The 19,993-nt window shown below is 45.8% G+C and carries 22 protein-coding genes; 10 read left to right on the top strand and 12 right to left on the bottom strand.

What is annotated here, in order from left to right; genetic code table 11:
- Positions 1-10: 10 nt before the first annotated feature.
- Positions 11-1,600: a rhodanese homology domain-containing protein gene (locus FD961_RS06225; RefSeq protein WP_215393112.1), complete on the bottom strand. Its 1,590-nt coding sequence runs from the start codon at positions 1,598-1,600 to the stop codon at positions 11-13.
- A 357-nt stretch (positions 1,601-1,957) separates the two neighbouring features.
- On the opposite strand from FD961_RS06225, the gene FD961_RS06220 reads away from it, so the two are divergent.
- The 3 genes from FD961_RS06220 (at position 1,958) to mmsB (ending at position 3,388) form a co-directional block, all read left to right on the top strand.
- Positions 1,958-2,146 carry a hypothetical protein gene (locus FD961_RS06220; protein ID WP_011903187.1) on the top strand — a complete coding sequence of 63 codons (189 nt, stop codon included), beginning with the start codon at positions 1,958-1,960 and terminating at the stop codon, positions 2,144-2,146.
- Positions 2,147-2,212: 66 nt separating this feature from the next.
- The gene (locus FD961_RS06215) at positions 2,213-2,482 is read left to right on the top strand and encodes a cupin (protein WP_215393111.1); all 270 of its coding nucleotides are present in this window, start codon (positions 2,213-2,215) and stop codon (positions 2,480-2,482) included.
- Between the two features lie 30 nt (positions 2,483-2,512).
- Positions 2,513-3,388 carry a 3-hydroxyisobutyrate dehydrogenase gene (gene mmsB / locus FD961_RS06210; protein WP_215393110.1) on the top strand — a complete coding sequence of 292 codons (876 nt, stop codon included), beginning with the start codon at positions 2,513-2,515 and terminating at the stop codon, positions 3,386-3,388.
- 7 nt (positions 3,389-3,395) lie between these two features.
- Here mmsB and selD read toward each other — a convergent pair whose 3' ends face one another.
- From selD to FD961_RS06175, 7 genes are all read right to left on the bottom strand, one after another.
- A complete protein-coding gene (gene selD, locus FD961_RS06205; RefSeq protein WP_215393109.1) occupies positions 3,396-4,466 on the bottom strand; it encodes a selenide, water dikinase SelD in 1,071 nt (356 codons plus the stop codon).
- A gap of 1 nt (position 4,467) precedes the next feature.
- Entirely contained in the window at positions 4,468-4,941 is a 474-nt protein-coding gene (locus FD961_RS06200) for a TlpA disulfide reductase family protein (RefSeq protein WP_215393108.1), read from the bottom strand.
- Positions 4,942-5,032: 91 nt separating this feature from the next.
- A complete protein-coding gene (locus FD961_RS06195; protein ID WP_251371239.1) occupies positions 5,033-6,142 on the bottom strand; it encodes a transglutaminase family protein in 1,110 nt (369 codons plus the stop codon).
- Between the two features lie 53 nt (positions 6,143-6,195).
- Entirely contained in the window at positions 6,196-7,482 is a 1,287-nt protein-coding gene (locus FD961_RS06190) for a DEAD/DEAH box helicase (RefSeq protein ID WP_215393107.1), read from the bottom strand.
- 103 nt (positions 7,483-7,585) lie between these two features.
- Complete coding sequence (locus FD961_RS06185) at positions 7,586-8,176, bottom strand: hypothetical protein (protein ID WP_215393106.1); 591 nt, start codon at positions 8,174-8,176, stop codon at positions 7,586-7,588.
- A 20-nt stretch (positions 8,177-8,196) separates the two neighbouring features.
- Positions 8,197-8,631 (bottom strand): YbgC/FadM family acyl-CoA thioesterase, encoded by a 435-nt coding sequence (locus FD961_RS06180; protein WP_215393105.1) that lies wholly within the window; start codon positions 8,629-8,631, stop codon positions 8,197-8,199.
- 6 nt (positions 8,632-8,637) lie between these two features.
- Positions 8,638-9,084, bottom strand: a complete 447-nt coding sequence (locus FD961_RS06175) for a GNAT family N-acetyltransferase (protein WP_215393104.1) — start codon at positions 9,082-9,084, stop codon at positions 8,638-8,640.
- 167 nt (positions 9,085-9,251) lie between these two features.
- Between FD961_RS06175 and FD961_RS06170 the strand changes: the two genes are divergently transcribed.
- The gene (locus FD961_RS06170; RefSeq protein ID WP_251371238.1) at positions 9,252-9,833 is read left to right on the top strand and encodes a hypothetical protein; all 582 of its coding nucleotides are present in this window, start codon (positions 9,252-9,254) and stop codon (positions 9,831-9,833) included.
- Positions 9,834-9,917: 84 nt separating this feature from the next.
- Here the strand turns inward: FD961_RS06170 and FD961_RS06165 are convergent, their stop codons facing one another.
- The gene (locus FD961_RS06165; protein WP_215393103.1) at positions 9,918-10,742 is read right to left on the bottom strand and encodes a substrate-binding domain-containing protein; all 825 of its coding nucleotides are present in this window, start codon (positions 10,740-10,742) and stop codon (positions 9,918-9,920) included.
- A 264-nt stretch (positions 10,743-11,006) separates the two neighbouring features.
- Here FD961_RS06165 and FD961_RS06160 point away from each other — a divergent pair, with 264 nt between their 5' ends.
- Complete coding sequence (locus FD961_RS06160; RefSeq protein WP_251371237.1) at positions 11,007-11,834, top strand: substrate-binding domain-containing protein; 828 nt, start codon at positions 11,007-11,009, stop codon at positions 11,832-11,834.
- Positions 11,835-11,857: 23 nt separating this feature from the next.
- The gene (modA, locus tag FD961_RS06155; protein WP_215393101.1) at positions 11,858-12,613 is read left to right on the top strand and encodes a molybdate ABC transporter substrate-binding protein; all 756 of its coding nucleotides are present in this window, start codon (positions 11,858-11,860) and stop codon (positions 12,611-12,613) included.
- Here modA and FD961_RS06150 read toward each other — a convergent pair.
- Positions 12,610-13,227 carry an FMN-binding negative transcriptional regulator gene (locus FD961_RS06150; protein ID WP_215393100.1) on the bottom strand — a complete coding sequence of 206 codons (618 nt, stop codon included), beginning with the start codon at positions 13,225-13,227 and terminating at the stop codon, positions 12,610-12,612. The two genes, modA and FD961_RS06150, sit on opposite strands and share 4 nt — an antisense overlap.
- A 44-nt stretch (positions 13,228-13,271) precedes the next feature.
- On the bottom strand, positions 13,272-14,759 hold the full coding sequence (locus FD961_RS06145; RefSeq protein ID WP_251371236.1) for a carbohydrate porin: 1,488 nt from the start codon (positions 14,757-14,759) through the stop codon (positions 13,272-13,274).
- Positions 14,760-14,860: 101 nt separating this feature from the next.
- Between FD961_RS06145 and FD961_RS06140 the strand changes: the two genes are divergently transcribed.
- Together FD961_RS06140 and FD961_RS06135 are read left to right on the top strand one after the other, a co-directional pair.
- On the top strand, positions 14,861-15,106 hold the full coding sequence (locus FD961_RS06140) for a FeoA family protein (RefSeq protein ID WP_215393099.1): 246 nt from the start codon (positions 14,861-14,863) through the stop codon (positions 15,104-15,106).
- Entirely contained in the window at positions 15,099-17,012 is a 1,914-nt protein-coding gene (locus FD961_RS06135) for a ferrous iron transporter B (protein WP_215393098.1), read from the top strand. Before FD961_RS06140 ends, FD961_RS06135 begins: the two co-directional genes overlap by 8 nt.
- Before the next feature lie 108 nt (positions 17,013-17,120).
- On the opposite strand, the gene FD961_RS06130 is transcribed toward FD961_RS06135, so the two are convergent.
- A complete protein-coding gene (locus FD961_RS06130; RefSeq protein ID WP_215393097.1) occupies positions 17,121-18,008 on the bottom strand; it encodes a fumarylacetoacetate hydrolase family protein in 888 nt (295 codons plus the stop codon).
- A gap of 111 nt (positions 18,009-18,119) precedes the next feature.
- Between FD961_RS06130 and FD961_RS06125 the strand changes: the two genes are divergently transcribed.
- Positions 18,120-19,106: a tripartite tricarboxylate transporter substrate binding protein gene (locus FD961_RS06125; RefSeq protein WP_215393096.1), complete on the top strand. Its 987-nt coding sequence runs from the start codon at positions 18,120-18,122 to the stop codon at positions 19,104-19,106.
- Positions 19,103-19,903: a class II aldolase/adducin family protein gene (locus FD961_RS06120; protein WP_215393095.1), complete on the top strand. Its 801-nt coding sequence runs from the start codon at positions 19,103-19,105 to the stop codon at positions 19,901-19,903. The genes FD961_RS06125 and FD961_RS06120 overlap by 4 nt, the downstream gene beginning before the upstream one ends.
- The last annotated feature ends 90 nt before the right edge of the window (positions 19,904-19,993 follow it).

The raw sequence follows: 19,993 nt of genomic DNA, 5'->3' as shown, positions 1-19,993 counted from the left end.
CTGCAAGGACTTAGAGGACCCAGAAGTGATGGGTTCCGTCCTTGCCCAGTTGTTCAACTAATCCAAACTCCCAGTCTAAGTAGGCCTGCATCGCTGCAGGATCTACGCTGGTACCTTCGTATGGACGCTTATAGCGATCTAGTGGAGGGGAGGCCAGGTGGCTCGGACCTTTTTCTAGATCTAATTCAGCTGCAACCCAGGCGGCATTTCCGCCTTCGAGCACTACTACTTCGGCTTGAGTGAGTGCCTGAAACTCTGGCGCAACAAAAGCGCTTAGTTCTGCAGGGGTGCTAGTTAATACATAGCGATCTACCTGCGGAATTTTTGCAATAGCTTCAGTCAGTTGTGAGCGTAAGGCGTACCAACTTCCAGGTATATGGCCCTTGACATAATTCGCATGCGTACTGAAATCAATCGCAATCGTATTGCTGTCAGTCTTGAGCCAATGAGAGACGGTAACTGCATCTACGGTCTCAAGCTGGGGCAGGGTGGGTAGCGGCGCTTTCCAGAGACCTTTTTCGCTCAGATCGGCAGTCTGAACGTGATCTAAAACATAAACATCCCAGGCCATCTGTGCCAACCAAGAGGCGGGCATATTTGCTCTTACACTGCCACCACTGGGATCAACTAAGACCACTCGCGCACCGCGCACTGGTGCCACCATTTCCGTTTCTTGAACAAGTTGACCGCCGGGTACAGAGCGAAATCCTGGAAGATGACCCGCTTCATATTCTTCAGGCGTGCGAGTGTCAAAGAAATACGTTGTACGCTCTGCTTGTGATTTCCATTGGGCGATGTCAGCAAGAGTGGCACGCTTTACGCCAGCGCGATCAGCGACGCTACGAGCACGTTGTGCAGCTTGAGCAGTTGTTTCCTCGCCAACTTCCTTAAACTTTCTACTTTGGCCTTTGTCGAGCTCTTGACCGGCCAAGGTCCAGCCAATGGTTCCGTTACGCAATGCATTCACCTCATTCGGAATGCCGGCATTGATTAAAGATTGCGTGCCAATAATGCTGCGTGTTCGTCCTGCGCAATTGACAATGATCTTGGTCTTCGGGTTAGGGGCGAGCTCAGGCAAGCGTAGGACTAGTTCTGCGCCTGGAACGCTAATCCCCGTTGGAATACTCATCGTGTTGTATTCATCAAAGCGGCGCACATCAACTACCACCACATCTTCTTTGTTGTCGATGAGTTGTTTCACTTCTTGAGCAGATAGGGAGGGTGTATGGCGCTTGGATTCAACTAGTTCACCAAACGATTTGCTTGGAACATTGACGTCTTTAAATACTTCACCGCCAGCAGCCTTCCAGCCCTGCACTCCCCCATCAAGTACAGAGACATTACTAAAACCGAGAGCGCTTAATCTTTGAGCTGCTAATTCTGCATAACCTTCCCCGTCATCTAAAGTAACAATAGGAACATCTTTTCTCGGCATCTTTGCATAGGCATCAATCTCAATCCGAGAGAGTGGCAGGTTTGCAGCAAACAACGGATGCTCGCGCGCATGCGGATCTTCTTCGCGTACATCTAAGAAGGCGATCTCTTCTTTATTTAAAAGTTTATTGCGTACAAAAGAATAATTTTTAGTTTGGTAGCTCATGCGAGTGATGTAAGGACTTAGTAGACGTAAATGATAGGGGGGCTTGTCTGACCCCCGTTTCTGGATGGCTCTATTTTGCTGCAACTGCACCAGAAACAGTTTTTTCAGAGGGCCTGAAGCCGTAATAGGGTGGTTTTAAGCTGGGTTTTGACAATATATTGCTCAGAATGCCCTAAAAGTGGGTTTTTTATCGTATTTCGGGTGATGACGGCCCTGATTACCAGGATCTCTGTTCCCCCTGCGTAGGCCTGATTCTAAGAGTTATCCCTGATCAAAACCTGCATTTTTTATAGTTTTTATAGGGATATACTGACTTCGTTGTTAAAACGAATATTTATTTGATTACTGGGAGACACGATGTCACAACACGATACATTGTTAGCTGCTTTTGAAGCATACAAAGCCGAAAACGAAAAGTTTATTGAAAAAGGTATTAAGGCATCTGCCGCTCGCGCTCGTAAGGCATTGCAAGAAATTGCTGGTGCTTGCAAAGAGCGTCGTAAAGAAATTACCGCGACAAAAGAAGCAATGGAAGCTAAGAAGTAATTCTTACCCAATTGATCTAAAAGCCTAGCCTTACCCGCTAGGCTTTTTTTATTCAAGAAATACAAGATGAAGAAAGATGAGTTTCTGCAGACGCTAAAAGCAGCAGGATATCCAGAGCCTGTCGAAGTGAGTCAAGTGCCTGACGGTCACATAGGCGATCATCAGCATCCATTTGCAGTGCAAGCGCTAGTAGTAGAGGGCAGCATTGAATTGCTTATTGACGGCACAGCTAAGCAATATGAAGTGGGAGATGTATTCCAGCTGGGCTATGAGCAAGTGCATACTGAGACCTACGGGCCCAAAGGCGTTAGATATCTAGCATCTAGAAAATCCTAGAGCACCTAGAAAAACTTCATTAGGAGCAATATGAACATCGGATTTATTGGTTTAGGAAATATGGGCCTGCCAATGGCCATTAATTTGCTAAAAGCAGGTTACCAAGTCACGGGATTTGATTTAGTTCAAAGTCAATTAGATGCTTTTGCTAAGGAAGGTGGAAAAACCGTCGCCAATGCAAACGATGCTGCAAAGAATGTGGATGTATTAATCAGCATGCTGCCAGCATCACGACACGTTGAAGGTTTATATTTAGGTGACTCTGGCCTATTGGCCAATACCTATCCTCAGACCATCCTGGTCGATTGCTCAACGATTTCACCAAAGGTGGCCCAAGCGGTTGCCAGTGCAGCACAAGCTAAGGGCTTTGAGATGGTCGATGCACCTGTCTCGGGTGGTACTGCAGGTGCTCAAGCCGGAACGCTAACCTTTATGGTCGGTGGTCAGCAGTCTGCCGTAGAGCGGATTCGTCCCCTCCTAGAAAAGATGGGTAAGAATATTTTCCATGCGGGCGCTAATGGTGCTGGCCAGACTGTGAAGGTTTGTAACAATATGCTCTTGGGTATTCAGATGCTGGGCACCTGTGAGGCACTGCGTCTGGGTATTGCAAATGGTATGGACCCAAAAATTCTTTCGGACATAATGTCTAAGAGTTCCGGGCGCAATTGGGCTTTGGAGCTATATAACCCCTGTCCTGGCGTCATGGATAACGTGCCTTCATCTAAGGATTATGCAGGCGGTTTCGGTGTAGATCTCATGCTCAAGGATATGGGCTTGGCGACAGAAAATGCGGAGGCCTTAGAAGCTAGTGTTCCGCTAGGTAAATTGGCGCAGCAACTCTACGAAGCACATAGCAAAGCAGGTTATGGTCAGCTTGATTTCTCAAGCGTATTTAATCTGAAGTAGAGATTGGTTAAGAAACAACCAAGGACTTACCGTGTCGTTTGCTCATCTGACCAATGACTCTGGCGCCTAAGAAGTGATGTTGTTTAAAGATATCCAGAACTTCTTTCACACAATCTGGGCTACAGGAAACTAGTAAGCCACCACTCGTTTGTGGATCAGTCAATAGGGCGCGTTGAGCCAAGGTAAAGTCTGTTGGAATACCCACTTCATCTCCATAGCTCAACCAGTTGCGATCGGATGCGCCAGTAATCACGCCATCATCTGCTAATGCTTGCACATTGGAGAGTAGGGGGACTTGGCTCCAGTCAATATGCGCTGTGCAGTTTGAGCCTCGCGCTAACTCAAGCGTGTGACCAGCTAAGCCAAAGCCAGTGACATCAGTTAATGCATGCACGCCAGTGAGTTTTGCTAATTCAGGCCCTGCAGAATTGAGCTTTGTGGTGTTGGAGATCATTTCTCGATAGCCGTCTGGACCCAGGAGATCTTTTTTCAGGGCAGCTGACATCACACCCACTCCTAATGGCTTACCCAAAATCAGAACATCACCTGGCTTAGCGCTAGCATTGCTCTTCACGCGCTTGGGCTCAACAATGCCAATCGCTACCAGACCATAAATGGGTTCAACCGAATCAATCGTATGACCACCAGCAATCGGAATACCGGCACTACGACAAGCTTCAGCACCACCCTCAAGAATGCGTGCAATGGTTTTATTGGATAGAACTTTGATTGGCATGCCAACTAGGGCGAGTGCAAATAATGGTGTACCGCCCATCGCATAAATATCGCTAATCGCATTGGTTGCGGCGATCTTGCCAAAATCAAACGGATCATCCACGATCGGCATGAAGAAATCTGTTGTAGCTACGATAGCTTGGGATTCGTTGATTTGATATACGGCGGCATCATCCGATGTTTCAATACCGATTAGTAATTCTTTTGGGAAAGGTAGCTGCGGAACATCCTTCAAGATCTCAGAAAGTACGCTTGGAGCAATTTTGCATCCACATCCGCCACCATGAGATAGGGAGGTGAGGCGCGGTTCAGTCAACTCAGGAATGGTGGTTTGTGTATTCATATTATTGGCGTAAAAGTGCTTCTACTTTACCTTTAACTTCATCGCTATCGACATTTTCAATAGCTCCAAACCAGACTCCCTCAATCTTGCCCGTTTTGCCAATGAGAAAGGTAGTTGGAATACCGCGCGCTTTCCAAGACTTGTAAGTGATGCTATTGCGATCCATCAAGATCTCAATGCCATTCTCAGGTAGTCCATTGCCCTTGAGGAACTGTGCGATCCGAGGTTTCATTTCCGCTAAATTCACAGCGAGAACCACCAGCCCTTTAGATCGATAGTTTTCTTGTAGTTGCATTAACTCTTCAAACTCTTCGCGGCATGGCTCACACCAGCTAGCCCAGAAATTCACAACTACTACTTTGCCTCTATAGCTGACAATATCAATCGCTTTGCCCGATAAGTTGTTTAGGACTAAGGGGGGAGATTGGGTTGGGCCTACTTGTGCAGCTGGACGCCATTGTGCTTGGACATTCATACTCAGACAGAAGAGAAAAGAAAAAGCCAGCGCAAGAAGAAAGTCTATAGCTGGCTTGGTGAAGCTCATCAAGATCAATCTACGTAATCTATTAGCCAATGCGACGGCTAGTAATTTTGTATTTAAAGTTATCTGGGTCTAGCGAATCAAAACGACCTTCAGTATTTTCTGCTTGCGGGTACATTAAGAAAGGAATGTCACCTTTGCTCCCAAGCTTGGATCCAGGTAGAGCAATGTCATGATCATAGTTGTATGCCATCCAGTTCATTTCCCAATTACCAAAGAGGTAATCCCGAATCGCGAGCACCTTGGGATCGTTTACTGCAAGACTCCCAGTTTCCTCAAGGATTACTTTGCGCACATCAGCAGGATCTACTGGAAACCAGCCATAGCCAGAGGCATAGAACTCGGCACGGCAATGCTGTGCTTTAGTAATATCACCAGATTTGCCAAGGCTCTTATAGCCACGAACAGAGTCAGCAATGCGGATACCGTATACATCGCGAGCAGGGATCCCCGCTGAACGCGCCAATGCCACAAATACAGCATTGATATCCGCGCATTTACCACCTAGATTATTGGTTTCGAGCATGAGTTTTACATCACCTTGGCCGCAACCACGTGTTTTTGGATCACGATGAGTGTTATCAACCACCCAGTTGTAAATTGCTTTTGCTTTTTCAATATCAGTAGCGTTAGCAGGAACATTAGCGAGCGCTTCTTGAGACTTCGTTTTCACAATGCCATCAATCGGCAGGTACTTAGTGCCACGAGTCCAAAAGCGTTGTTCTTCTTTAGAGAGTTTTAATGCCGGATTAGGAGAGGCAATCTCTAAGTTGCGATTACATGTGCTAACTAAGATCGACACTTTAACGCTATGACTTGTTGCTGATGCATCCCATTTGGTCCAAAGCATACGAGCTTGTTTATCTGGTGTTACATAAACCTGATTGACCGCTTTCGGATCGCTTGCTTCTGGTCGGATAGCCAAAGTACGGAAATAATTCGTATCTAAAACTAATGGCAATGGGATCCAACTTTGCGCAACACCATTGGGCGACTCTAAATTGACCTCCGTCACGATCTCATAAGTAGTCCAGTTGGGTGCAGACTGTGCAAATACAGCGGAGATAGGATTATAGGCTGGCAGCGCTAAAGCGCCAGCAATGGTTTTCATAGCGGAGCGGCGTGACGTAGTCATATCAAATCTCTTGGATAGTAATAAAAGCAAGAATGCTTATTTTAGCGAATCAATTAACGATTAAAGCTTCTCTTGGGTGGGCTACTGCGCTTGGCGGGTGTTTTTTTGGCTGGAGCACCACCACCGCTAGCTCCACTAGGCCGGGGCTTTCTAGATTGCTGGTGTTGCTGACTACGCAATTGAATCGGCTGAGCAACTGCATTGGGATCTGGTTCAAATCCAGCAATGACCTCTTGTGGCAGTTTTTGCTTAATGAGTTTTTCGATATCTCTGAGCATTTGATGTTCATCAACGCAGACTAAAGAGACGGCAACACCATTCGAGCCGGCGCGACCTGTACGACCAATACGGTGAACATAATCTTCAGACACATTTGGTAGGTCATAGTTCACTACATGGGGCAGTTGGTCAATATCAATTCCTCGTGCGGCGATATCGGTTGCCACTAAAGCGGTGAGTTTGCCTGCTTTGAAGTCAGCTAAGGCTTTGGTGCGTGCGCTTTGGCTTTTATTGCCGTGAATCGCCATACTGGTGATGCCATCTTTTTCTAACTGCGTCACGAGCTTATTGGCACCATGCTTAGTACGGGTAAAGACCAGTACTTGCTTCCAGTCATTGGCCTTGATGAGGTGCGCTAATAAAGGATGCTTCTTGGTTCTATCTACCGGGTGAATGAGCTGCGCAATGGCTTCGTTAGTACTATTGCTGCGGGCTACTTCAATGAGTTCAGGGGAGTTTAATAAGTCATCTGCCAGCTGCTTGATCTCCGTAGAGAAGGTTGCAGAGAACAAAAGGTTCTGACGTTTCTTAGGCAGTGCCGCCAAAATCTTTTTAATATCGCGTAAGAATCCCATATCCAACATGCGATCGGCTTCATCCAATACGAGAATTTCAATATCGTTGAGTGATACACAATTTTGTGACATTAAATCTAGCAAGCGACCTGGTGTTGCAACCAAAATATCTAGGCCACCAGCAATTGCCTTGATCTGTGGATTGGCACCAACGCCACCAAAGATGACGGTTGACTTTAAGCCAGTGTATTTGCCGTAAGTCACAACAGACTCTTGAACTTGAGCAGCCAATTCGCGAGTAGGAGTCAAAATCAATACACGCAACACTCTTTTGCCACCAGCTTTGGGAGTTGTGCTCAGGCGCTGCAGAATTGGCAAGGTAAAACCAGCAGTTTTGCCAGTACCAGTTTGCGCTGCTGCTAAAAGATCCCCGCCTTTTAAAACGGCAGGAATCGATTTTGCTTGAATGGGGGTGGGGCTGGTGTAGCCTTCTTCAGCAATAGCGCGAAGAATGGGTTCTGATAAACCAAGATCTGTAAATAACATAGGGGCCAATAATGTATTGACCCGTATTCAATTAAACGACTATCCCGGTCAATGGGGTGAGCTGCCACGCTAGAGCGTTTGCAGTAAGAGGCCCTATTTTAAGTCATTTACCTATTTGGGCTGGATTCCACAGGTTGGGCACGACTGTATTGGCATAACCGGATACAAACGATTTCTCGGCACCAGTGATTGGGTCAAATACGGAGCGATGGATTCGCCCGATATTCCCTCCATATACATGAATGCTGATGGATGTTTGATCCTGAAGATTGTTTTCGACAATGTGAATATCGTGGGTATTGGGTGAAACGGTGTCAACATGGCCTGGAGGAGAGATGCTGGTCTCGCCAGCTTTAAAGCCACCTTCTTCTTGGCGATAGTAAGGCGTCCCTTTTTCTTCGCCACGCAATTGACCAACCATACCCCAAACCGTGTGATTGTGCACAGGTGTTTTTTGACCTGGACCCCACACAAAGCTCACAATGGAGAAGCGATCCAAGGGATCGGCATAGAGTAAATATTGCTGGTAATACTGTGGGTGTGGTTTGGTGAATTCAACGGGCAACCAATCATCAACTGCAATCAGATTCTCTAAAAGTTTTTTGCCTTTAGTGAATACAATTTCTTCATTCGGCTTTTGCTCCAAGAGCAAACTCAGCTCTTTGACGAAGGTTAATAATTTTCCATCAGACATATCGCACTCCAGTACTCACATTACTGATTGGGGAAAAACCAATCAGGCCAGGCCTTTGGTTTCAGAGTAGTTGTGTCTACACAAACAATATGCAAAGTAGCGCTAGCAATGACTTGCAATTCTTCGCTATCCGGCAGCTTTCTCTGTGCATTTTGTTTTACTGAAACCTGTGTGCGACCACGGTGTTCAATGACTTGGTCAATATAGAGAATGTCATCAAGGCGACCTGGCTTATAAAAGTTCATCGTCAGTTCGCGCACAGGCATCACAATATTGTGGTCATTCATCAGCTTGGTAGGGCTCAGGTTGTATTGCGCCAACCACTCTGCACGGCTACGCTCAAAAATTTCTAGATAACGGCCGTGATATACGAAGCCAGCAGCATCTGTATCGGAGTAACAAACCCGATGAACATAAATGAAGGGTAAGGCGCTGGATGTAGAAAGGGCGGTCATAAAGAGTTAAATTGATTTAGGCAATATGAGCATCATATTACGATGGGGGATACCTGCTTCTTCATACATAGGCCCCTGAGCAAGAAAGCCTAGCTTTTCATAAAAGGGGATGGCAGATACTTGGGCGTGCAAGGTAAGGGTGCTCGAACCTAGAGACTTTGCTCGATCAATCAAGGCTTTTAAGATCTCCAAGCCAATGCCTTGCCCTCGGAAACTAGCCAATACCGCCATGCGGCCAATTTGGAAAGACTGCAGTCCCGAATCCACTAGCCTGGCAGTCCCTACGCACTGGCTTCCTAGGAGGGCGAGCACATGGTGTGCCGCAGCATCAAACTCGTCTAGCTCCATTTCTTCAGGTACCCCTTGCTCGTCAATAAATACTGCTTTGCGAATGCGAAAAGCCTCTTGGGAGGCTTGAGTCCAAGGTTTGATGAAGATTTCTAGGGAATTCAATGGATTAAGAGGTTTATGAGTGGGTTATCTAGGGTTAATTTACCAAATATGAGTAGCGTGAAGGGTTATCGTTTGAAACCACACAAGACAAGCTCAATCCATGTTTACAATGAATCAGAGGCTCCTGTTGGGGCCCATCTAAATCCTTCACTCAATTAGGAGTTATCTTGAAGAAATCTTTACTGGCTAGTTTATTTGTTGCGGTAGGCATTGCATGTGCATCTTCCGTTTTCGCACAATTGCCTGCAAAAATGTTGCCATTGGCAGCTGATGTTGCTGTATTGAGCGCAACGGTTGATTCTGTTGATGTTAAAAAGCGCATTGTTGTGTTGAAAGATGCTAATGGTAATTTGGCGCAGATGAACGTTGCTAAATCAGTAAACGATTTGGATAAAGTTAAAAAAGGTGATGTGTTCTTGGTTGAGCATGCACAAGCGATTGCAATTGGCTTAACTGCTGCTGGTAAAGATGCTAAGCCGGGTGTTTCTGGTGTACGTTCTGTAGTGATCGCTGGTAAGGGTTCTGCTAAGCCATTCGAAGAGACAACAGATACGATTTATGCAACTGTAAAGATTACAACAATCGATCAAAAAACCCGTATCGTGACTTTCACAATGCCAAGCGGCGAGAAGCAAAAGGTTAAGGTTGATCAAGCTGTTCTCGGTCTTGAGAAATTCAAGGCTGGTGATGACGTCATGGTTGAGTTTGTTGACGATACTGCTATTGGTTTCGTAACACCGAAGAAGTAAGTAACATTCCGCCAGTAGACATGCTGGCAGTAAATAAAAAGCCCGCAGATGCGGGCTTTTTTATTGATCAGTCTCTACTAAGCATTACCTCTTGGCATTAGGAAAGAAAAGTTGTTCGCCACCAATTTGGTAGCTGGCAATGACATCCTGACCATTCTTGGAAATCAGCCAATCAATAAAGGCTTGGCCTTCGGCTTTTTTCACAGATGGGAACTTGGCAGGATTTACTAGCATCACGCCATATTGATTAAAGAGTTTCGGATCACCTTGAACCAAGATTGCAAGATCGCCACGATTTTTAAAGCTAAGCCAAGTAGCTCTATCAGTCAGGATGTAGGCATTCATGGCGGAAGCGGTATTCAGGGCGGGACCCATTCCTGAACCTGTCTCTTTGTACCAAGTCTGGCTTGGTGAAACAGTGATACCAGCCCCTTTCCAATAGCGTAATTCAGCTGCATGAGTGCCGCTCTTATCGCCACGGGATACAAAAGGAGTTTGTGCTGCTGAAATCTTTTGCAGTGCTACTTGAATATCTTTGCCACCGCCTACTTTGGCTGCGTCAGACTTTGGTCCTACCAAGACGAAGTCGTTATACATCACTTCATTGCGTTTGGTGGAGTAGCCCTCTTGAACAAAGATCTCCTCAGCAGGTTTGTCATGGACAAACACCACATCTGCATCACCACGGCGGCCAATGTCCAGCGCTTGACCTGTGCCAACTGCAACTACTTTGACGGTAATTCCAGTTTTCATCTTAAAGATAGGGAGAATGTATTCAAACAAGCCAGATTGTTCGGTAGATGTAGTGGAGGACACCACAATACTTTTTTCTTGGGCAAAAGCTAAGGGGGTGCTAATGGCTACAGAAATAAATGCGCAGAAAATGAGTTTATGAATAATTTTTCTCATGGAGCTTATCAAGAGGTTGATTAAATCGATATCATCGCATACATTAATACTTATTGAATATGCAAAAAATTACATATGCAAATTGAAGTCCGACCTAGTTTAGTTGTTAAAAGTCAGGGTAAAAGCTCTGTCGACCTTATTTGGCTTTTGCAACTCCTCAAAGATATTCAAAGCGGTAGTTCTTTAGTGCTTGCCAGTAAAAAATCTGGCACTTCTTATAGGGGTGCCTGGGGTAAGTTGAATGATGTAGAGGTGGCCCTAGGCATGCAACTCATTACTCGGACCAAGGGACATGGGTCCAAGTTAACTGAATTCGGAATATTTCTTTGTAAATTTATTGATGAGATGCAAGCGGGACACCTTAAATATGGAAGCTCCTATCAAGACGCTTTATTAAAAGAGATTAATAAAATTCAAAAATCGGAAAACACGCGATGGAATTTTCTTTCAAGTAGCGATTCGATTATTCAAAGAGCTGTTACAGAGGTTAAGGGCTTCAATTTGAAAACTGCTGGGTCTGGAGAATCTTTGGAGAGACTTCTCAACAACGACGCACATCTTGCTGGGTACCATGTATCAGATCAGAAAAGTTCCCAAGTCATTCATCAGCGCCTATCTAAGAACGGCATTCAAATCTATCCAGTGATGAAGCGCACACAAGGCTTAATCGTAAAAAAGGGGAACCCTCTCAACATTCGATCAATTGAGGATTTGCTTAATCGAAAGATCCACTTTATTAATCGTCAAATTGGTTCTGGTACAAGACTTCTGCTTGATAATTTATTGCTGGAGGAGAACCTTGATCCTCTTGAGATCAATGGCTATTTACAAGAGGAGTTTACTCATTCAGCAGTTGCCAATGCAATTCTTGCTGGGAAGGCAGATGTAGGTCTGGGGGTTAAAAATATTGCCCTGGAGAATGGCTTGGGTTTCATTCCTTTGAAGGATGAAATCTTTTTCATTGCGATGCATAAGGAGATGGTATCTCAGCCAGAATCGTCTAAATTGATTCGAAAGATACGTAGTTATTCTGCAAATACGCCGGGCTATAAAGCAATAAGCCTTAATCGGCAAGTTAAGGGCTGGCTCTAAGTGCCCTTACAATCTAATTCAATATGATATTGCGCCTTTCCGCTATTTTCACATCATTGCTTTGTAGCGCAAGCTTGGTATTCGCTCAGAGCGCAACAGTTGCCGTTGCTGCCAATATGAAAGATGCTTTCTCTGAAATTGCGATTGCTTTTAAGGCTAATGGCAAGCAGGGCATGAGGGTAGTTTATGGATCTTCCGGAAACTTCGCCACTCAGATTATGAATGGTGCGCCATTTAATCTCTTCATAGCTGCTGATGAGTACTTTCCTCTTGAGCTTTATAAGCATGGTAAGACGATAGATGAAGGTGTGGTGTATGCAACTGGTAAGTTAGTCCTCATCGTTAAAACATCATCCGGAATTGTCTTGGCGGATAACAAAGCGGATATCGCTAAGGTTATAGCTAAAGCTAATAAAGTAGTTATTGCCAAGCCTGAGTTAGCGCCCTATGGCAAAGCAGCTGTTGAATATCTCAAGGCAGAAGGCTGGTGGGATCTTGCTAAAGACAAGTTAGTCTACGGAGACAACATTGGTGTCGCAACAACCTATGTTGTTACTGGTGCTGCCGATGTTGGGTTTACTGCTTTTTCTTTGGCCAAGTCACCAGAGGTCGCAAAAGAAACCAGCTTCTTATTGATAGATAGCAAGCTCTATGAGCCCATCAAGCAGCGCATGGTTTTAATCAAGGGTGCCCCTCAGGAGGCAGTCGATTTATACCAATTTATGCAAGGCGCTCAGGCTAAATCCATATTACGCAAGTACGGCTACAGCACGCCTTAACGCATGTATTCCCGCATGGCTTGCAAGATCTCTTGCGGCGATTGTTCAAGCTTCGCTACGACAGCGTCATAGTCTTCTGCAGGGCGGTTTTGGCTAAGCTTGAACTTGCCAAGCAAACTTTGAACATCAATCTCAATTCCAATAATAGCTTTGAGCATCATCTCCACATATTCTTCTGGAGCGTCATCTAGCTTCCAGTCTGATTGATATGTAGGTTCATGAATATTGGTCATTTGGGCTACATGATTTCTGAGCCACTGCGGATCATCAATGAGTTTGATGTTGCCTTGTGCATGTACGACAGCATAATTCCAGGTAGGCACGACTTTGCCAGTTTCTTTTTTGGAAGGGTACCAAGCTGGTGTGACATAAGCTTGTGGACCATTGAAGATCGCGGTTATCGCTGTATTGCCGCTGGCAGCAATTTTCGCTAATGGATTAGTTCGGGCGATATGGCCATAGAGCTTGCTTCTATCGCTACTGAGCATCAATGGCAGATGATTGACTTCTAATTGTTTCTCTAAGCTGCCAACAATAGTTGCTAATGGATATTCAGCGATGAGCTGTGCCAGTAGGGCTGGGTCATCAACTGCAAAGTGTTTTGGTAGGTACATAGCGCTTGACCTTGGTGGTATTTCTTAAAAGGGTTAAGCGTATCTTACATCTCAATATGGGCTCGTAAACCAAAGAAATTGACTGGTCCACGATCTGCGTTATATGCAGGATTGGCTATGCGCTGGTAATCTGCTGAGAGCGACAGGCTTTTATAGACATTCCAGCTATAAAAGGTCTCAAATATTTGTTCTTTCTTGTAATTAAGCCTGCCATCACCAATAAACATAGTCGCGCCACCTTGTTGAAGATAGGCAATTTGTTGGGAGGAGATACCATTTAATGCCGCACCAATTCCGACAGTATCTTGAGGTCTACCCCAGCTTGTTCCTTTGATAGATAAGCCGCCAGATAAAGAATTGCTGATGTCAGTAAATGCTTGTGTTTCAGTTTGGCCATTATTCCAACTCCACCTTGCAAATGCGCCAATATTTTCGGTGAGCGCTTGTTCGCCATTTAAGGCGTAACCCCATTTGGTTTGATAACCATATCTTGTATTAAGGATGTCTGGCGTTGTATTTGTTTGCTCTCCAAAAGCAATTGCATTGTTGTATGTCGACATAATTCCGCGATTCTGAAAGACCAAGACTCTTGCTTTGCCAGGTTGCCCATTAATGGTGTGTAGGTGAGTAAGCTCGGCAGTGTTGCCATATTGCTGTGTCAGGTCGTAATCTAGCGCTAATGAGTTTGGTGTCTTAGGCATTGCCAAGCGCGCAAGACGCATGACCCATTCTTCATCATGGTAGTACTCACCCACAAAACCATAGGTATAGCCGCGTGAGTTTGCAGCGTAGTCGTAAGCACCGCTGGCCATCAGGGACCAGTTTAAAAACTGGGTGCGGGGATCATGGCTATAAGTATTGGCATCAAAGAAATCGAGTGCTGAGAAAGTTCCGTAACTCACTACTAGGCGACGTTTATCTACGTTGCCAGCCAATTGATTGGCAACACCTTCAATATGTTCTTGTCCACCACCTAGGCCAAACGTTTGGCGCAAAAACATTCTAGCCATGTAATAGATTGGTGGAATGGCAGTGCCTTTTTGTAGTTCACCATTACTAAAGCCGCCTAAGCCGCTCAGACCGGAGAAGGGGGTTCCTTCAAACATTTCTGGGTTGATATAAGCTTCAGCGCCTTCCCATAATCTAGCCCCTAAAAATGCAGTTGCAGAGAAGGTATAGCTCTTACTGATATCACCATCAGTTTTATTTAAAAGACTTTTGGCTCCGTAGTAGGGGGAGTTGAAGTTATTTTTAAATTGATTGATGTAGGTAGTTTGCCCATGAATACTCCACTGTTCGGTGTCGCCTCCATCAGCATGGGGTCCATCTGCATAAGGTGTATCGCTTACAGGGGCGACAGCCAAGATGATCGGCGTATCACTCACTGGGGATTCAGCATATGCAGTGGAACATACCCCCAACATAAATAGGGGCAAAAGCAGGGTCTTGAGAATACTTAATTCAACATTAATGCCAAATCTGCAAATTCCTTTGCGATAGGTCAAAACCTGTTTTTTTGTATGTGAGAACATGTTTTTACTAGATTTAGCTACTTTGTAAATGAGAACTATTCTCAAGTATAAGGTATATAATGAGAATCGTTCTTATTAATTGATAAAAGTGACAATCCTCCATGCATTTGGACCAGGTTGATTTAGATGCCACCTACCGTGTCTGTTCGGTAAATGCCCCTAAGGGCGCGCCTCAAATTAAGGGGCAGCTGGAGGATATCGGTTTCTTGCCAGGCGAGCAGGTCACGCTGCTCCGTAAAGGCTTGCTTAAAAAAGGACCCTACCTAGTTCGAGTTGGAGCCTCCACTTTTGCATTGCGTCAATCAGAAGCACGCATGATCGAAGTTGAGTCAGTGACACATGCCTGAATCCAAAGTCCACTTTTTTCCTAGCGAGCCGCTAGTCGCGCTATTGGGTAATCCTAATTGCGGAAAGACGGCCCTATTTAATTTGCTAACCGGCAGCCGACAAAAAGTAGCAAATTATTCAGGTGTCACCGTAGAGCGAAAAGAAGGGCGCTTAACTCTCGACTCCGGAAAAAATATTCGCGTTCTAGATTTGCCAGGCGCCTACAGTCTCTATCCAAGATCCTTGGATGAGCGCGTTACTTGTAATGTGTTGCTAGGTAGAGCGGAGGGTGAGAAACGTCCTGACTTAGTACTTTGTGTATTAAGTGCCATGAACCTGAGACGCAATCTGCGCCTGGTTCTCGCCGCTAAGCGCTTGGGACTTCCCTGTGTGGTGGTGCTCAATATGCTTGATATTGCCAAGCGTCAAGGGCTGCAGATTGATACTGCGGCACTCTCTCATGAGTTGGGCTTACCGGTAATCACGAGTGTTGGCATTCAATCTAATGGAGCAGATGAGATTAAGAATTTCTTATCAGAATTGGATTGGAAAAATCTCCACGCTTTACGAACTGGTACTACTGATGCCACCCTCGAAAATGTAGCTTCCCATATTGCCCATACGGAATCTGACAATGTGCAGGTTCAGCGTATTTTGCAGAACTTGGGCCTTGATCAAATCATTCCAGATCATTTCAGCGATCGCCTGGACGCGGTGCTGTTGCATCCAGTATTGGGCCCCATCATTTTGGTGGCCTTGCTCTTCTGTATATTTCAGGCGGTCTTTAGTTGGGCGACCTTGCCAATGGAGCTAATTAAGACCGCAGTTGAATACCTCGGTGCACAAATTGGCGCGCTATTGCCGGACACTTGGTTGCGAAGTCTCTTGATTAACGGAATTTTGGCTGGCCTTGGTGGGGTAGTGATTTTCCTTCCGCAAATTTTGATTCTGTTCTTCTTCATTCTTCTGCTTGAAGAGTCGGGCTATCTTCCAAGGGCTGCTTATTTATTGGACAGGGTAATGGGTTCGGTAGGTCTATCGGGCCGTTCTTTTATTCCACTACTTTCCAGCTTTGCCTGTGCGATCCCAGGGATCATGGCAACGAGAAGTATCTCCAATGCGCGCGATCGCTTGGTGACCATCTTGATTGCACCAATGATGACCTGTTCTGCGCGCTTACCGGTATATGCCTTACTAATCTCTGCATTCATTCCAGAGAAAAAACTGTGGGCTACGATTGATTTGCAGGGCTTGGTATTGTTCTCGCTCTATCTTGCTGGCATCTTTGGCGCTATGGCTGTAGCTTGGATCTTGAAACGCTTTACAAGTGAGCAATTCAGAATGAACGCACTCATGATGGAGTTGCCTAGCTATCACACACCACGCATTGGTAATCTTGCTATTAGCTTGTGGCAACGTGCAGAAATTTTCTTACGCCGTGTTGGTGGGATCATTTTGATTATGACTATTGGGCTGTGGATTCTGTCCAGTTTTCCACTGCCACCCGAGGGAGCAACGCTATCTCCGATTCAGTACAGCTTTGCCGGAATGATAGGGCAGGCATTAGCGCACGTATTTTCTCCCATCGGGTTTAACTGGGAGATTAGTATTGCTTTGGTACCCGGTATGGCAGCGCGCGAAGTGGTGGTGAGCTCACTGGCAACCGTATATGCCTTGTCAAGTTCGAGCGCAGATGCAGCTGAGGCTCTGATTCCACTTATCTCCTCGGGCTGGTCATTAGCAACAGCGCTTTCACTCCTAGCCTGGTTTGTCTTTGCACCCCAATGCCTCTCGACAATTGCTGCTGTCAAACGTGAGACGGGTGGCTGGAAGATTCCAATCATTATGCTGAGTTACTTGTTCGGATTAGCTTATATTGCTTCATTCATTACCTACCGAATAGCGATCTTCTTCGGTCTAGGTTAATGTTCTACAAGGAGTCTTAGTGTAGATTTGCTAATGAGTAGTGCATACGCTCTGTGTAATGAAAAAGCCACCCTAGGGTGGCTTTCTTTTTCATCTAAATTGATTAGCTTAGACAGCAACAAACGTATTTTCAAGTTTGCCAATGCCACCCATCTCAACAACCACAACATCACCATTGACTAAATACTTTGGTGGCTTGAAGCCGATACCGACACCCACGGGTGTGCCGGTAGCAATGAGATCTCCAGGGTAGAGCGTGATACCTGCAGAAACTGTTGCAATCATGTTTGGAATATCAAAGATCAAATCTTTTGTATTGGAGTTTTGACGTAGTTCACCATTGACCCAGCACTTCACAGAGATATCCTCAGCATCAACCTCATCGGCTGTCACTACCCAAGGACCCATAGGGCAGAACGTGTCAAAGCTCTTGCCTAAGAACCATTGCTTGTGACGTTGCTGCCAATCACGTGCAGTCACATCATTGATGGCGGTGTAGCCCCAAACGTGCTTCATGGCATCTGCTTCGCTGATGCCCTTGCCGCCTTTACCGACCACAATCGTTAATTCCGCTTCATAGTCAATGCAGGTAGAGACGGCAGTAGGAATAATGACGTTGGTATTGGGGCCAGTCACGGACTCTGGCGGCTTAGTAAAGAAGATTGCGTGGCTTGGAATGTCTTCGCCAGGCTTAGCGCTACCATCAAAGCCGCTATTAGAAAACTCTTTTGCATGCTCGTGGTAATTTTTGCCAACACAGAATATATTTCTGCGAGGTCTTGGAACGGGGGCGAGCAGACGAATATCGCTCAATGCGTGAGTCGCAACTGGCTTAGGTAATTTACCTACTAGATCCGATTTGAGAATGGCAACAATGCCATCTTCACTCACATCCACGCCCAAATCGAGTTCCTGCACAGTCTGCCCATCGGCTGACACTATCCCGACAAGAGTCTTCGACGGCTCTTTTGCTAAAGAAAACGCTGCGTATTTCATGATTGCTATCTCCGTTGGGGTTATGACTACAACAACCCCTGTTTATTGTGATAATTCTTGTAGTAGGATAAAGAATATAAATAATAACGAAATTACATTTTCGAGACAAAAATGAGACAAAAATTCATACTCAGCTATGCGCTGGGCTGCATCGCAAGCGGTTTCTTAGCAATCTCTGCTTTTGCCCAGACCCCGGAGCCATGGCCTACCAAGGCAATCACAATGGTGGTGCCCTTTCCGCCGGGCGGAGTAGCTGATGCTGTTGGTCGACCGGTAGCTGAGGCGCTCTCCCGAATTTTGGGGCAACCCGTGATTGTTGAGAACAAAGCAGGTGCAGGTGGCGGTATCGGTATGGCTGCGGTTGCAAGAGCAAAGCCAGATGGCTACACCATTTTGATGGCGCTCTGTTCTATTTCTATTATTCCTGAAGCAGATAAAGTAGTAGGGCGTGAACAATCCTTTCAGTTAAATCAACTGAAACCAATTGCTCGTTTTACGGCGGATCCAACTGTATTGGTAGTGCGCGCCGATAGCCCATGGAAAGATTACAAATCATTCGTGACGGCAATGCGCGCCAATCCTGGTAAGTACAACTTTGGCTCTTCTGGAAACTATGGAACGATGCATGTGCCCATGGAGATGCTCAAGTCTTCTGAAAAGTTCTATATGGTTCATATTCCCTACACTGGAGCCGGTCCAGCGATTGTGGGTCTGCTAGGTGGACAGGTAGATGCGATAGCGACTGGACCATCTTCGATTGTTCAGCAGATCAAGGCAGGCAAGGTCAGGGCATTAGCGCACTGGGGTGATGGCAGATTGGCAAGCATGCCAGATGTGCCTAGCTTTAAAGAGATGGGTGTGAAGGTCGAGTTCTCACAATGGGCAGGATTATTTGTGCCTAGCGCCACACCTGATTACATTGTGACCAAGTTACGTGAAGCCTCTAAGCAAGCTGCAAACGATGAACGCGTGCGCTCAGTGATTAATGGTGCGGGTAGCCCCATTCAGTATATGGATGCCCCAGAATTTAAAGTCTACTGGGATAAAGAGTCGGCGCAAATGGGTGAGGTCGTGAGAAAAATTGGAAAGGTTGAATGATGAAAAGAATTCTGATCTCATTACTATTGCTGGGCATAGCCAATGCGTATGCTGCATCCGTTCAAGAGCAAATGGAGCAAGACCCCAAGATCAAAGCAGCGGTTGAAGAACTAGTAATTGCAAATCATATTTTGTATGACCAAAACGCAGTCGATGGTTATGGTCACATTAGCGTTCGCAATCCAGCCAATCCCAATACTTTCTTTTTGGCTCGTAGTGTTGCTCCATCGGTGGTGCAGGTAGAAGACATTATGGAATTTGATATGAACGGCAAGGCACTCAATGGCGATACTCGAGTTGCCTATGGCGAGCGCTTTATTCATAGTGGCATTCTAAAAAATCGCCCTGATATTAATTCAGTGATTCATGGGCATGCGGCCCCAATACTCCCTTTTGGTTTAACGGGCACTACGCTTAAGCCTGTGTATCACATGAGCTCATTCTTGGGTGAGGGTGCCCCCATTTTTGAGATTCGTAATTTTGCCAAACCTAATCCTGATACGGATATGTTTATTAGCAATATTGAGCTGGGTAATGCCTTGTCTCAAACCATGGGCCTACAGTATTTTGTCTTGATGCGTGGTCATGGATATGCTGCTGGAGCTGACTCGATTAAAAAAGCAGTCTTTAGAGCGGTCTATGCAATCCAAAACGCCAGCATTCAGAGTGAGGCGATGAAAATGGGGCAGGTTCAATACCTGACACCTGGCGAAGCGGTAATTTCACAAGAGACCATTGAAAAGACAATTGGACGTCCGTGGCAGCTCTGGAGTGAGCGCGTCAAAAAACCGCAATAGTTGTTAAACTCATGCATCATGAAGATGCAGTCAATTGCGCTGAGGCCGCTGATACAGCGGCTTCTAAAGCTACTCCTCGCCCCAACAATC

This window comes from Polynucleobacter sp. TSB-Sco08W16 (genome assembly GCF_018687455.1).
In the GTDB taxonomy this organism is placed as follows: domain Bacteria; phylum Pseudomonadota; class Gammaproteobacteria; order Burkholderiales; family Burkholderiaceae; genus Polynucleobacter.
This window is presented reverse-complemented; position numbering and strand designations above follow the sequence as displayed.

Bases quoted from the DNA above. Each gene is read 5' to 3' on its own strand.
- FD961_RS06215 (WP_215393111.1), top strand. From the start codon at position 2,213: ATGAAGAAAGATGAGTTTCTGCAGACGCTAAAAGCAGCAGGATATCCA.
- FD961_RS06165 (WP_215393103.1), bottom strand. From the start codon at position 10,742: ATGAGAAAAATTATTCATAAACTCATTTTCTGCGCATTTATTTCTGTA.
- FD961_RS06185 (WP_215393106.1), bottom strand. From the start codon at position 8,176: ATGTCTGATGGAAAATTATTAACCTTCGTCAAAGAGCTGAGTTTGCTC.
- FD961_RS06195 (WP_251371239.1), bottom strand. From the start codon at position 6,142: ATGACTACGTCACGCCGCTCCGCTATGAAAACCATTGCTGGCGCTTTA.
- FD961_RS06125 (WP_215393096.1), top strand. From the start codon at position 18,120: ATGAGACAAAAATTCATACTCAGCTATGCGCTGGGCTGCATCGCAAGC.
- FD961_RS06120 (WP_215393095.1), top strand. From the start codon at position 19,103: ATGATGAAAAGAATTCTGATCTCATTACTATTGCTGGGCATAGCCAAT.
- selD (WP_215393109.1), bottom strand. From the start codon at position 4,466: ATGAATACACAAACCACCATTCCTGAGTTGACTGAACCGCGCCTCACC.
- FD961_RS06190 (WP_215393107.1), bottom strand. From the start codon at position 7,482: ATGTTATTTACAGATCTTGGTTTATCAGAACCCATTCTTCGCGCTATT.
- FD961_RS06225 (WP_215393112.1), bottom strand. From the start codon at position 1,600: ATGAGCTACCAAACTAAAAATTATTCTTTTGTACGCAATAAACTTTTA.
- FD961_RS06180 (WP_215393105.1), bottom strand. From the start codon at position 8,631: ATGACCGCCCTTTCTACATCCAGCGCCTTACCCTTCATTTATGTTCAT.
- FD961_RS06135 (WP_215393098.1), top strand. From the start codon at position 15,099: ATGCCTGAATCCAAAGTCCACTTTTTTCCTAGCGAGCCGCTAGTCGCG.
- FD961_RS06200 (WP_215393108.1), bottom strand. From the start codon at position 4,941: ATGAATGTCCAAGCACAATGGCGTCCAGCTGCACAAGTAGGCCCAACC.
- FD961_RS06130 (WP_215393097.1), bottom strand. From the start codon at position 18,008: ATGAAATACGCAGCGTTTTCTTTAGCAAAAGAGCCGTCGAAGACTCTT.
- FD961_RS06160 (WP_251371237.1), top strand. From the start codon at position 11,007: ATGCAACTCATTACTCGGACCAAGGGACATGGGTCCAAGTTAACTGAA.
- FD961_RS06150 (WP_215393100.1), bottom strand. From the start codon at position 13,227: ATGTACCTACCAAAACACTTTGCAGTTGATGACCCAGCCCTACTGGCA.
- FD961_RS06220 (WP_011903187.1), top strand. From the start codon at position 1,958: ATGTCACAACACGATACATTGTTAGCTGCTTTTGAAGCATACAAAGCC.
- mmsB (WP_215393110.1), top strand. From the start codon at position 2,513: ATGAACATCGGATTTATTGGTTTAGGAAATATGGGCCTGCCAATGGCC.
- modA (WP_215393101.1), top strand. From the start codon at position 11,858: ATGATATTGCGCCTTTCCGCTATTTTCACATCATTGCTTTGTAGCGCA.
- FD961_RS06145 (WP_251371236.1), bottom strand. From the start codon at position 14,759: ATGTTCTCACATACAAAAAAACAGGTTTTGACCTATCGCAAAGGAATT.
- FD961_RS06140 (WP_215393099.1), top strand. From the start codon at position 14,861: ATGCATTTGGACCAGGTTGATTTAGATGCCACCTACCGTGTCTGTTCG.